This is a genomic window from Marseilla massiliensis, assembly GCF_023336985.1.
Taxonomy (GTDB): domain Bacteria; phylum Bacteroidota; class Bacteroidia; order Bacteroidales; family Bacteroidaceae; genus Prevotella; species Prevotella intestinigallinarum.
Genome location: NZ_JAMBLP010000015.1, coordinates 43,562 through 57,102, shown reverse-complemented (window position 1 = coordinate 57,102; position 13,541 = coordinate 43,562). Strand labels below are relative to the sequence as shown.

10 protein-coding genes are annotated in these 13,541 nt (G+C 55.5%); all 10 read left to right on the top strand.

Annotated features, from left to right (window positions below):
• The first annotated feature begins 94 nt into the window (after positions 1-94).
• The 10 genes from argS (at position 95) to ispF (ending at position 13,198) form a co-directional block, all read left to right on the top strand.
• Positions 95-1,915, top strand: a complete 1,821-nt coding sequence (argS, locus tag M3089_RS10915; RefSeq protein ID WP_249084096.1) for an arginine--tRNA ligase — start codon at positions 95-97, stop codon at positions 1,913-1,915.
• A 321-nt stretch (positions 1,916-2,236) separates the two neighbouring features.
• Complete coding sequence (locus M3089_RS10910; RefSeq protein ID WP_249084093.1) at positions 2,237-2,701, top strand: RNase H family protein; 465 nt, start codon at positions 2,237-2,239, stop codon at positions 2,699-2,701.
• Between the two features lie 578 nt (positions 2,702-3,279).
• Entirely contained in the window at positions 3,280-3,741 is a 462-nt protein-coding gene (gene rplM / locus M3089_RS10905; RefSeq protein WP_205107931.1) for a 50S ribosomal protein L13, read from the top strand.
• 11 nt (positions 3,742-3,752) lie between these two features.
• Positions 3,753-4,139 (top strand): 30S ribosomal protein S9, encoded by a 387-nt coding sequence (gene rpsI, locus M3089_RS10900; RefSeq protein WP_205107929.1) that lies wholly within the window; start codon positions 3,753-3,755, stop codon positions 4,137-4,139.
• 291 nt (positions 4,140-4,430) lie between these two features.
• On the top strand, positions 4,431-5,288 hold the full coding sequence (gene rpsB / locus M3089_RS10895; RefSeq protein ID WP_249084092.1) for a 30S ribosomal protein S2: 858 nt from the start codon (positions 4,431-4,433) through the stop codon (positions 5,286-5,288).
• 134 nt (positions 5,289-5,422) lie between these two features.
• On the top strand, positions 5,423-6,415 hold the full coding sequence (gene tsf, locus M3089_RS10890; protein WP_205107924.1) for a translation elongation factor Ts: 993 nt from the start codon (positions 5,423-5,425) through the stop codon (positions 6,413-6,415).
• Between the two features lie 719 nt (positions 6,416-7,134).
• Complete coding sequence (locus M3089_RS10885; protein ID WP_249084089.1) at positions 7,135-7,752, top strand: fumarylacetoacetate hydrolase family protein; 618 nt, start codon at positions 7,135-7,137, stop codon at positions 7,750-7,752.
• A 4-nt stretch (positions 7,753-7,756) separates the two neighbouring features.
• Complete coding sequence (gene porU / locus M3089_RS10880) at positions 7,757-11,329, top strand: type IX secretion system sortase PorU (RefSeq protein ID WP_249084087.1); 3,573 nt, start codon at positions 7,757-7,759, stop codon at positions 11,327-11,329.
• Between the two features lie 126 nt (positions 11,330-11,455).
• The gene (gene porV, locus M3089_RS10875) at positions 11,456-12,577 is read left to right on the top strand and encodes a type IX secretion system outer membrane channel protein PorV (protein ID WP_239483527.1); all 1,122 of its coding nucleotides are present in this window, start codon (positions 11,456-11,458) and stop codon (positions 12,575-12,577) included.
• 141 nt (positions 12,578-12,718) lie between these two features.
• Positions 12,719-13,198: a 2-C-methyl-D-erythritol 2,4-cyclodiphosphate synthase gene (gene ispF / locus M3089_RS10870; protein WP_205107916.1), complete on the top strand. Its 480-nt coding sequence runs from the start codon at positions 12,719-12,721 to the stop codon at positions 13,196-13,198.
• Positions 13,199-13,541: the final 343 nt, after the last annotated feature.

Sequence of the window (13,541 nt, the reverse complement as noted above, 5' to 3'; positions counted from 1 at the left end):
CATTTTTACAGTGTGCAATGGCTGCTGTTTGCCATATTTTTCGTAATTTTGCAGGCACATTCCGGAACGTAATATATTATAAGGTATACCATTTATGAATATTGAAGCAATGATTGCCGATGCCGTGAAAGCCGGCATCAAGGCCATATATGGGCAGGACGTGCCCGACAAGATGGTTCAGTTGCAGAAGACCAAGCGTGAGTTTGAAGGCAACCTGACACTGGTTGTGTTCCCATTCCTCAAGGTTTCAAAGAAGAAACCCGAAGAGACGGCCGAGGAGATTGGCCGTTACCTTGTTGACAATTGCACCGCAGTGTCATCCTACAACGTGGTCAAGGGCTTCCTCAACCTTGTAGTGTCAAAGGCGGCATGGGTGGAGCTGCTCAACGACATCGACGCCGACCCGGCATACGGAGAGCGCAAGGCAGCTGCCGACGCGCCCCTGGTGATGATAGAATACTCGTCGCCGAACACCAACAAGCCACTGCACCTGGGCCACGTGCGCAACAACCTGCTGGGCTGGAGCCTTGCCCAGATAATGCAGGCCAACGGCAACCGCGTGGTGAAGACAAACATCGTGAACGACCGAGGCATACATATCTGCAAGTCGATGCTGGCGTGGCTTAAGTGGGGAAACGGCGAAACGCCTGAGTCGAGCGGCAAGAAAGGCGACCATCTGATAGGCGATTACTATGTGGCCTTCGACAAACACTACCGCGAAGAGGTAAAGGAGCTTGCGGCAAAGTATGTGGCCGAGGGCATGGCGGCCGACGAAGCGGAGAAGAAAGCCAAGGAGGAGGCACCGCTGATAAAGGAGGCCCACGAGATGCTGGTGAAGTGGGAGCAGGGCGACGAGGACGTACGTGCGCTGTGGCGCAAGATGAACTCGTGGGTGTACGCCGGCTTCGACGAGACCTACAAGGCTCTCGGCGTTGGCTTCGACAAGATATATTATGAGTCGGACACTTACCTGAGGGGCAAGGCCAAGGTAGAGGAAGGGCTGGCAAAGGGCCTCTTCGAGCGCCACGAAGACGGCAGCGTGTGGGCCGACCTGGCCGCCGACGGGCTCGACCAGAAGCTGTTGCTGCGCTCAGACGGCACGTCTGTATATATGACACAGGACATAGGCACGGCCGAGATGCGCTTCAACGACTACCCGATAGACAAGATGATATATGTGGTAGGCAACGAACAGAACTACCATTTCCAGGTGCTCTCGATACTGCTCGACAGGCTTGGCTTCAAGTGGGGCAAGGAACTGGTGCACTTCTCCTACGGAATGGTGGAGCTGCCCAACGGAAAGATGAAGAGCCGCGAGGGCACCGTGGTCGATGCCGACGACCTGATTGCCGAGATGATTGCGCAGGCCCGCCGCACAAGCGAGGAGCTCGGCAAGTTTGACGACATCAGCGAGGAGGAGCGAAACGAGATTGCGCGCATCGTGGGCATGGGCGCGCTGAAGTATTTCATACTCAAGGTTGACGCCCGCAAGAACATGCTTTTCAACCCCGAAGAGTCGATAGACTTCAACGGAAACACCGGCCCGTTCATACAATACACCCATGCGCGCATACGCAGCATACTGCGCAAGGCCGAGGCCGAAGGCGTAGCTGTGCCCGAAAAGCTCGATGCCGCAGGGGCGGAGCTGGCAGACAAGGAAGTGGAACTGATACAGAAGCTCAACGAGTTTGGCGCTGCGGTGGAGCAGGCCGGCAAGGACTACAGCCCGAGCGGCATTGCCAACTACTGCTACGAGCTCACGAAAGAGTTCAACCAGTTCTATCACGACTACTCAATCCTTAAGGAACCAGATGCCGCAAAGAAGGTGTTGCGCCTCGTCCTGGCACGCAATGTGGCCAAGACCATAAAGAACGGCATGGCACTGCTCGGCATAGAGGTGCCCGAAAGAATGTGAGTCAACGCATAATGCACAATTCATAATGCATGATTGGCTGCGCGGTAAGCTGCAGAGTAGCAAGCCGGCTGTTTGTCGTTAGGCGGTGAACAGCGCGCTTGACGACTTGCTCCGCACCATGGCGCCCGCATCATAGGCGTTGTCGTGGCAAGCGGTTGTGGCATGCTTAACCGCAAGGCACGTGGTTGTCACGCGCTGTCATCAATCCAATTGCGCATTATGAATTGTGCATTATCAATTGTTCCATCGATAAACTGTGCATTGTGCATGGTGAATCATCAATTGCCCCGTCCTTTAATTTTGCATTGTGAATTGTGAATTATGAATTATCAGAATCCTCCGGACTACAGGACTGACACCGTGTTGCCGTTGCCGATGGAGGTGAGGGCAGACGCCTGGGCTGTCGATGCGGCTTGCAGCGGCAATCCGGGGCCCATGGAGTACCGTTGCGTCGACCTGGCCACAGGCGCCCAGGTGTTTCATTTCGGGCCTGTGTACGGCACTAACAACATCGGCGAGTTTCTCGCCATAGTGCATGCCCTTGCCCTCATGGACCGCCATAAGTTGCGAAAGGCCATCTATTCAGACAGCTACAACGCCATCCTTTGGGTGAATAAGCGGAAGTGCAAGACCAAGCTCGAGCGCACGCCACAAACCGCCCAGCTCTTTGATATCATAGCCAGGGCGGAGCATTGGCTGGCCACCCACGCCTACACAACGCCCATAATAAAGTGGGAAACGAAGAAGTGGGGCGAGGTGCCCGCCGACTTCGGGCGCAAGGGCTGACCGTCTTGTTTGTTTACAACTTGCGGCCGGCCGGGCCGTGCCGGCCAAATGGCGCTCCGAAACGGCCCGTTTCGCACTGCCGTATGGCCCGTTTGGCGCGTCAGTATGGCCCGTATTGCAAGGCATTCCGGCATGTCTGTTCAAGTGCTTGTGCCACAGCGCGTTGCCCGGGTGGGCGCGGCAGCCGTCGTGTAGGTAATGTTTGTTTACGTCTGAACAGTCTGGCCAAGCTGCCGCAGGGCTTTTGCACCATGGCCGCGGCAGCATTCCGGGCTGCCATCGCAACATGCTTGGCGCAACGCCCGAAGCCCCGCCGCAGGTCATAAACCGCCCGGCAAAGGTTAAATAAATATAAAACAAAGGTCGCGCCGGCGTCCAATCACATTTTATTATGGAGAAAAATACTACCTTTGCAGACCGATTATTGCGGGGATAATCCTTAGAGTCCCCATAGGGCGGTGTGTTAATAGCCATGTCTTTGGCCAGGCCTGGCGGTTAGTGAATCGCCGTCCAACCCTGTGGCAACGCCGCAGGCGATAATGAACAAATGTTTTTTAGTAGTAAAATTAAAAGTTAAAATGAACACTTTAAGTTACAAGACTATTTCCGCTAACAAGGAAACAGCCAAGAAAGAGTGGGTTGTGCTCGACGCAAGCGACCAGATAGTGGGTCGCCTTTGCTCAAAGGTGGCAAAGCTGTTGCGTGGAAAGTATAAGCCCAACTTTACTCCTCACGTTGACTGTGGAGACAACGTTATCATCATCAACGCCGCCAAGGTGGTGTTCTCCGGCAAGAAAGAGACCGACAAGGTCTACACTCGCTACACTGGTTATCCCGGAGGCCAGCGCTTCAACTCGCCCGCCCAGCTGCGCAAGCAGAAGGACGGTGTGGAGAAAATCTTGCGCCATGCCGTGAAGGGAATGCTCCCCAAGGGCCCGTTAGGCCGCAGCCTGATGAACAACCTCTATATATATGAGGGCACAGAGCATAAGCACGAGGCTCAGAAGCCAAGGACAATAGATATTAACCAGTATAAATAAGCATTCAGATAATGGAAGTAGTTAACGCAATTGGCCGCCGCAAGGCCGCCGTGGCTCGTGTATATCTCACCGAAGGCACAGGCAAGATTACTATCAATAAGAAAGACTTAACTGAATATTTCCCCTCTGCCATACTCCAGTATGTGGTTAAGCAGCCCCTGCAGCTGCTCGAGGTTGAGGGCAAGTATGACATAAAGGCCAACCTCGACGGTGGCGGATTCACCGGACAGAGCCAGGCTCTGCGCCTCGGAATCGCACGCGCCCTCGTAAAGGTTAATGCCGAAGACAAGAAGAACCTCAAGGATCACGGATTCCTCACACGCGACTCTCGCGTTGTAGAGCGCAAGAAGCCGGGTCGTCCGAAGGCACGTCGTCGCTTCCAGTTCAGTAAGCGTTAATTCCTCGTTGGCGTCCCGCTTGGGTGCCACGGGCTGTGGGCAGTGCCGCATGCCGGGCCAAGCTGCCTGACAGACGGGCAACCGCCATGGCCGGGACAAGGAAAACTGGACATCGTTTAGTATCTAAACCTGCAGGACTCTGCTGCGGCCGGTCAGGCCAGACCATGCCCGCCGTCCGACAGGCTCACGCCGATGGGCAGGGCAGGGCAACCGCAACCGATTACCGGCAGGCTGATTCTAATCATAGAATAAAAAAGAAAGTAAACAACAAACAAAACATTTTAGAGAACAATGTCAAGAACAAACTTTGATATGCTGCTGCAGGCTGGCTGCCACTTCGGCCACTTGCACCGTAAGTGGAACCCCGCAATGGCTCCTTATATCTACACCGAGCGTAACGGAATCCACATCATAGACCTCCACAAGACGGTGGCTAAGATTGACGAGGCTGCCGATGCGCTGAAGCAGATTGCACGTTCAGGCAAGAAGATCCTGTTCGTAGCTACTAAAAAACAGATAAAGGACGTGATTGCCGAGAAGGCTACCAGCGTCAACATGCCTTATGTGATAGAGCGTTGGCCGGGCGGCATGCTCACCAACTTCCCCACAATCCGCAAGGCTGTAAAGAAGATGGCCAACATCGACAAGCTCATGAACGACGGCACATACGCCAACCTTTCAAAGCGTGAGTTGCTGCAGATTTCGCGCCAGCGCGCCAAGCTCGAGAAGAACCTTGGCTCTATCGCTGACCTGACCCGCCTGCCGTCGGCCATCTTCGTGGTCGACGTGCTCAAGGAAGCCATCGCTGTGAAGGAGGCCAACCGCCTCGGAATACCTGTGTTCGGCATCGTGGACACCAACTCTAACCCCAAGAACATCGACTTCGTGATACCGGCCAACGACGACGCCAAGGACAGCGTTGAGGTGATACTCAATGCTTGCTGCGCCGCCATCGCCGAGGGCTTGGAGGAGCGCAAGGCCGAGAAGGCCGACGAGGCTGCCGCACAGGCACAGGCTGAGGCCGGCGAGGACAAGCCCAAGCGTGCCCGCAAGGCCCGCAAGGATGCCCCCAAGGCTGCCCAGGACGCTCCCGCTGCTGCCGCTCCCGCCGAGGAGGAGGCTGCCGAGGAAGCTCCCGCCGAGGCTTGACGAGAGTCTTTGCTGCAGGCCGCCGCTGGCTGTCATGACGGCGCAGGGGCCACCCTTGCGTCGGGGAACGGCGCCCACGGCCTGTTGCTTACAACAAAAGCAAATAACAACAAACCATTAATCAACGAATAATTATGGCTGTTTCAATAGCAGATATACAGAAACTCCGCAAGATGACCGGTGCCGGTCTGTCTGATTGCAAGAAGGCCCTGACCGATTCTGAGGGCGACTTCGACAAGGCAATGGAGATAATCCGCGAGAAGGGTCAGGCCATCGCAGCCAAGCGCAGCGACCGCGAGACCTCCAACGGATGCGTGCTCGTAAAGGCAAGCGAGGGCTTTGCCGCCATCATCGCCTTGAAGTGCGAGACCGACTTTGTTGCAAATGGCGCTGATTACATCAAGCTGACACAAGACATACTTGATGCTGCCGTGGCTGCCAAGGCCAAGTCGCTCGACGAGGTAAAGGAACTTACCATTGCTGACGGCACAAAGGTTCAGGACGCCGTTATCGCTCGCTCCGGCATCACCGGCGAGAAGATGGAGCTCGATGGCTACAACTTCATCGAGGGTGACAACGTTTCGGTTTACGACCACATGAACAAGCACTTGCTCTGCACCATGGTTCAGACAAACAAACCCGCCGAGGAGCAGGCTCACGCCGTTGCCATGCAGGTGGCTGCAATGAATCCCGTGGCTCTCGACGAGGCCAGCGTACCCCAGGAAGTGAAGGACACTGAGCTGAAGGTGGCCATCGAGAAGACAAAGGAAGAGCAGGTGCAGAAGGCTGTTGAGGCCGCTCTGAAGAAGGCCGGGTTCAACCTTTACATCGCTGAGAACGAGGAACACTTGGCCGAAGGCATCCAGAAGGGCAACATCACCGAGGCTCAGGCCGAAGAGATTCGCCAGCTCAAGAAGACTACAGCTGAGCAGAAGGCTGCCAACCTGCCCGAGCAGATGGTGATGAACATCGCAAAGGGCCGTATGGCTAAGTTCTACAAGGACTCTTGCCTGCTCAACCAGGAGTTTATACAGGACAGCAAGCTGAGCGTTTCAGACTACCTGAAGGCTGCCGACAAGGACCTGACTGTGGTTGCGTTCAAGCGTTTCACACTCCGCGCCGAGTAAGGACTGTAATTTTTTTCATAACATATCTTCCACGGGCAGGGGCTTTCGTAAACCCTGCCCGTGGTTTTGTTTTCCAATCGCAGTGGCATGGCGTGCAGTGTAAATTGCGTATGCCGGCTTGTACCCGACTTTGTTTTGGCGGCCAAACTAATGCCTGCCTCCACCCGACGGGCGTGTGGCAGTCTGCACGCCATGGGGCGGTGTGGCGTAAAGGGATGTAAGAATATTTTGCCGCATGGTGTGTCTCGCCCAATGGCTTGTGTTGCTGAGTGTTGTAAAACGGGCCGTTTTGTTGTCCGGAAAGGCCCGTTCTGCAAGGCCGGACGGGTCGTTTTGCAGACCAGTATGTGCCGTTTGGCCTGTGCGTATGCATGTTTGTGCAATCTGTGTCCGTTATTTTCAAATTGCGGGGCAGTGGCTATTGCAAGGCCTGATTGACCGTATTGTTTCAGCGAATTGTTGCTCTGCGGGTTTGTTTGTAGTCTGTTCGCAATGCCGTCAGGCAGTTTTGCCATTGGGCAGTGTCGTATTTTGCAAGGTCGCCTAATTTCGGCGGCCCTGCCCGCCAATTGCCACTGCACATCAGTGGTAGGACGGCTGTAGCGATGGCGGCATTAAAAAACATTGCCGTTTGTTGTCACTTTCTCGGAAATTTTAAATAACTTTGGCCCGGCGTTGGCCCAGCCGGCGCAAAGGTATTGTACTCAGATGATGACTATATGAAGATTTTTGCTTTGTCAATGAACTATCCCCAACACAATATCGGGGCTGAAACAGCGTTATATAATAATGTAGAACCGGTGGTGTTCACCAAGGCCGATTCGGCGTTGCTTAAGGACATGAAGCCCTTCTTCGTGCCCGATTGGTGCGAGCGGGTGGATTTCGAGGCCGAACTCGTGGTCAGGATATGCCGCCTCGGCAAGTGCATTCCCGAGAGGTTTGCCCATCGTTACTATGATGCCGTGACCGTCGGGGTAGGCTTTACTGCCCGCGATGTGCTCGAGAGGCTGCGCGCCGGTGGCATGCCGTGGGAACTGGCCACTGGCTTCGACGGCTCTGCGGCCATAGGGCAGTGGGTTGACAAGGCGGCTTTCATCGATGTGGCGTCGCTCTGTTTCCGCCTCGACGTCAATGGCAAGACGGCCCAGGAGGGTTACACCGGCGACATGCTTTGCCCCATCGATGGCCTGATTGCTTACATAAGCCGCTTTTTCACGCTGAAGACGGGCGACATGATATTTACCGGCGCGCCCGCCAAGGCCACGCCGGTGAGCATCGACGACCACCTTGAGGGATACATTGCCGACCGCAAGGTGCTTGAATTTAATTGTAAATGATGTGATGAATAGATTCTGTTTCCTGTTGTTTGCCGCTCTTGTGTGGTGTTCGGGCCATGCCGCCGCGCAGGGTTTCTTCGACTTGACTGCCGAGCATGTCAAGATCGATACGCTCTTGCCGCGCTTTGCTTATTCGCATAAGATAGGCTGCAACTACAGAGATTCGATTTATGACGTAACAATAGAATATCCCGAATTTGTAGACATGACCGAAGCCGACGTGCGGCGCTACAAGGCAATCACGTCTGATTCGCTGCCGGCCATGCCCGTGGTGACTTCCAAGATAGGCGTTGAGCGCAAGCAGGGCTCGCTCGACGTGTCGTTCATACCGCTCGTGTTCCGCGACGGTAAATACCAGAAGCTGGTGAGTTTTAAGCTGAACATCGTTGCGAAAGCAGCCAATACGGCAATGAAACGAGTCTCTTCGCGCGCTTCGGTGGCTTCTGCGGCCTCTCGATATGCTGAGCATTCAGTATTGAACAGCGGTAGGTGGGCCAAGATTCGCGTTCCTTCGAGCGGCGTATATCAGCTTACCGACGAGCTTGTCAGGCGCGCGGGGTTCTCTTCGCTTGAGCGTGTCAGGATATACGGGTATGGCGGCGAACTGCAGCCCGAGGCGCTCACGGGCGATTATCTCACCGAGACCGACGACCTCAAGCAGCTGCCTACGTGCACTGTTGGCGGACGCCGGCTGTTCTATGCGCGCGGCCCTGTGAGCTGGTCGTCATCAAACGACCGTGTGCGAAACTATTATTCTGATTACGGCTATTACTTCCTTACAGAGGGCGATGAGCCTGCCGCCACGCTCGACAGCGCGGCATTCGCAAGCTCTTTCTATCCTTCGGGCGACGACTACAACACCCTTTACGAGGTTGACGACTATGCTTGGTATCAAGGCGGGCGCAACCTTTACGACTCACAGGTGCTGCCCCTGGGCACAGCCTGCGACTACCAGCTGTCGAGCCCATCCACTTCGGGGCGCGGTTCGGTGCGCGTCGTGCTGTCGGCCTATGGCGCATCGTCGGCCACGGTGAGCGTCAACGACAGTGTTGTGGGCACAATCAACATATCGTCTTCCGGCGAATACGATGCCATGCGGGTGAGCTCGGGGCAGTACAGCGTGTCAAACCTCACCTCGTCTAACAAAATTACCATCACCGAGACGTCGGGCGGAACCATGCGCCTCGACTATATCGCTCTTCACAGCAATGAGCCCAAAGAGGCCCCGAGGCTGTCGTCGGCGTCGTTCCCGGTGCCAGAGTATGTCTATAACATCACCAACCAGGACCTGCATGCCCATGGGCCGGCCGACATGGTGATAATCATCTCTACGTCGCAACACTTGCGCGAGCAGGCCGAAAGGTTGGCCGCATTGCATGAGCAGGCCGATTCTATGCGGGTGAGGATAGTGCCTGCCGACGAGATTTTCAACGAGTTTTCGAGCGGAACGCCTGATGCCACTGCCTACAGGCGCTATATGAAGATGCTGTACGACCGTGCCGAGACAGAGGCCGACATGCCCAAGTATCTCGTTTTGTTCGGCGATGGCGCCTGGGACAACCGCATGGTCACACAGGGATGGCGGGGATACTCGCCCGACGACTTCCTGCTCTGTTTCGAGAGTGACAACTCTTACAACCACATAGACTGCTATGTGTCTGACGATTTCTATTGCATGCTCGACGATGGCGAGACCATCCAGGACGGCAACAGCCGCTATTCGTGCTACGGAAAGCCCGACGTGGCTGTCGGCCGCTTCCCCGTCAGGACGGCAACCGAGGCCGGCATAATGCTCGACAAGCTCGAGCAGTATATGAGCAATGCCAATGCAGGGGCGTGGCAGAACACTATTGTGCTCATGGGCGACGACGGAAACAACAATGTGCACATGGTCACGGCCGACAGGGTGGCCAACATGGTGATGGCAGACCATCCGCAGTACAATGTGAGGAAGATAATGTGGGATGCCTACAACCGCGAGGTCACTTCTACGGGCAACAGTTATCCCGATGTGGTGAGGCTGGTAAAGCAGTACATGGCCAACGGGGCGCTTGTGATGAACTACAACGGACATGGCTCAGCCAACAGCATTTCTCACGAGCAGGTGCTTGTGCTGAGCGACTTCCAGAGCGCTGTCTCGTCCAACCTTCCGCTCTGGGTGACCGCGGCATGCGACATCCTGCCCTATGACGGGCTTGAAGACAACATCGGAGAAGCTGCCGTCCTCAACCCGAGAGGTGGCGCCGTGGCATTCTACGGAACCACCCGCACTGTATTCACAAGCTACAACGAGAACATGAACATGGCCTTCATGCGCGAGCTGCTCGACGATTCGGAGGGTTTGGTCTCTGTCGGCGAGGCGGCTCGCAGGGCCAAGGTGTATCTCGTCGAGGCCCAGTCGGGGGGTGACGTTACCGTAAACAAATTGCAGTTTACGCTGCTCGGCGACCCGGCGATGAAGCTGGCAATGCCCACTCTGGGTGCTGTGGTCGACAGCATCGGTGGCGTTGCCGTTGGCGAAGGCGGCACTGTTCGCCTCGGGGCCGGCTCGGAGGTTGTGGTAAGGGGGCGCATCCTCGACCGCAATGCCACCGCTTCGGGCTTCAACGGCACCCTGACGGCAACGGTGAGCGATGCGGAGCAAGAGGTCGTATGCAAGCTGAACAACACCGATCCGAACGACGGCTCTGACGAGGCGTTTGTGTTTACCGACCGTTCAAGCGTGGTTTTCAAAGGTTCAAACACTGTGTCGGACGGCCAATTTGAGTTTTCTTTCGTCGTGCCAAAGGACATTATGTATAGCGACGGCAACGGTCTGATAAACATCTATGCCGTAAACGACGACTGCACCAAGACTGCCGCCGGCGCAAGCTCGGCCATTACGTTCAACGGCTCGGCCGAGCTCAGCCCTGACTCCGTCGGCCCGGCGATATACTGTTACCTCAATTCGTCGTCGTTTACAAACGGGTCGTACGTCAATCCCACGCCGTATTTCGTCGCTGAGGTGTCTGACGAAGACGGAATCAACGCTTCCGGCGGTGGCGTGGGCCATGATTTGCAGCTCATCATCGACGGCGACATGTCGCAGACTTACGTGCTCAACGATTACTTCTCGTTTGATTTCGGCAGTTACAAGAGCGGAACGATAGGCTTCAGCATACCAACCCTGTCGGAAGGGGAGCACAGGTTGCAGTTCAGGGCGTGGGATGTGCTGAACAACTCTTCGACCTCCGAGCTTACGTTCAGGGTGGCGCGAGGCGTCGAACCGTCCATCATCGATGTTGAATGCACCGAGAATCCCGCCGTCACGGCCACGACATTCCGCATCATCCACGACCGCATCGGCAGCGAGCTTGACGTAGTGCTCGACTTGTTCGACATGAGCGGGCGCCACCTGTGGTCTTATTCAGAGACCGACGTGCCCACCGACAACGTGCTGACCATCGACTGGGACCTCACCGTGGGCGGCGGCCGGCGCCTCGGCACGGGCGTTTACCTGTATCGGGTGCGCGCAAGTTGCGATGGCAGCAGCTACACGTCGAAGACCAAGAAACTGATAATAATAAGCAATAAATGATGACAATGAGCAATAAAAGGGCCCATGGCGGCGTTTTATGTTTAGTGTTCACCAAATAAAAAGTAATTTCACCAACATTCAATGAAGCATAATCCGAGAATATACGCTGCGCTGTTGTGCGTGTCGATGGCCCTCGCCGGTCATGCGCAAGACAAGCTGAGCGAGTTTAATCCTGTTGATCATGCGGTCATATCGCAGACCATTGCGCCCGACGCAAGGGCTGCGGGAATGGGCGATGTGGGTGTTGCCACCGACCCGGATGTCAATTCGCAGTACTGGAACCCGGCCAAATATCCTTTTTGCATCAGCCGGGCGGGCGTGTCGCTCAACTACACCCCGTGGCTCCGCCAGCTCGTCAACGACATCGACCTGGCTTACGTTGCCGGCTATTACCGCATAGGCGACTACAGCGCCGTGTCGGGTTCGCTGCGTTACTTCTCGCTCGGCGAGGTCATGACCTCGACCGAGGAGAACGCCATGAGCGTCAAACCCTATGAGATGTCCATCGATGTGGCTTACTCGCTCATGCTCAGCGACTACTTCTCAATTGCCGCGGCGATACGCTGGATATACTCCGACCTGCGCTACGACTACACCGAAGAGTCGTCGCCGGCCTCGGCTTTCGCCGCCGACCTGGCGCTTTATTACAACAATTACTTCACCATGGGCAGCCGCGAGTGCCAGATTGGACTCGGAATGAACATAAGCAACGTGGGCAGCAAGATAACTTATTACGGCGACAACCGCAGTCAGTTCCTGCCGGCCAACCTCCGCATAGGTGCCTCGTTGATGGTGCCAATCGACGAGTACAACCGTTTCTCGATATCGGCCGACGCCAACAAGTTGCTTGTGCCCACCGTTCCGTTGCAAAACGAGGGCGAGTCGGCCACCGACTACAGGAACCGCGTCATTGAGGAATACAACGATGTGAGCTCCATCTCGGGCATTTTCAAGAGCTTTGGCGATGCTCCCGGAGGGTTCAAGGAAGAGCTTGAGGAGATACAATGGAGCGTTGGAGCCGAGTATGTCTACCATGACCAGTTCTCGTTGCGTGCAGGCTACCACCACGAAAGCGAGAACAAGGGCAACCGCAAGTACTTTACCGTGGGCGGCGGCTTCCGCATGAGCGTGTTCTCGCTTGACGTGGGCTACGTCATATCTACGGCGCAGAGCAACCCGCTCGACCAGACGCTGCGCTTCTCGCTGGCGTTTGACATGGACGGGATAAAAGACCTGTTCCGCAGGTGATGCCACCGGGTATGGCACCTGTTGCCCTCGGCGAGGCATGGCCTGGTGCCGGGACGGTGCGGCAAGGTGGCTTCGGGCTGCTTGCCGTGCCGTTCCGGCAATTTTTTTGAGTTACATACATTCATCAATACTATAAGGAATATGAAGATAAGAGTAGGGTTCGGATATGATGTCCATCGCCTGGTGGAAGGCCGCGAGCTTTGGATTGGCGGAATAAAGATAGCCCACAGTCTCGGATTGCTGGGGCATAGTGACGCCGATGTGCTTATCCATGCCATCTGCGACGCGCTGCTTGGCGCTGCCAACATGCGCGACATAGGCTATCATTTCCCCGACACGGCGGCCGAGACCGACGGCATTGACAGCAAGGTGCTGTTGCGCAAGACAGTGGAACTGATAGCCACGAAGGGTTACTCCGTGGGCAACATCGATGCCACGATATGCGCCGAAAGGCCCAAGATGAACCCGCACATACCCGAGATGAAGCGTTGCATGGCCGCCATCATAGGCATTGACGAGGATGACGTGTCGATAAAGGCCACAACAACCGAGCGCCTTGGGTTTACCGGGCGTGAGGAAGGCATCAGCGCCTACGCCACAGTGCTGATAGAGAAAGCATGAAATGCAGTGTCGCCCGTGGGCCGCAGGCTATGCCGTGAGGCAGCCCCGGCGCGCGGGCGGCACAAAAAAAACGTCACCACCCATCAACGGGCAGCGACGTCCAAGCCTATGTTTAACTAAAAATCCTTGTCATTTTTGTTACTCCGGCTTTATTAGCCAGAGTCCCGCTGCCATTAAATAATAATGGCAAGCAGGAATCATAACTAATACTAATACTAACCTTTTGAAAGTTAAGAGCGTCTCACGACGACCTTTGTTATCACACTTGAAACTTTCTTTCTACCAATAACTAAAAACCTAAAACTATAAATATTATTACTAACCTAAAACAATCTATTAACCT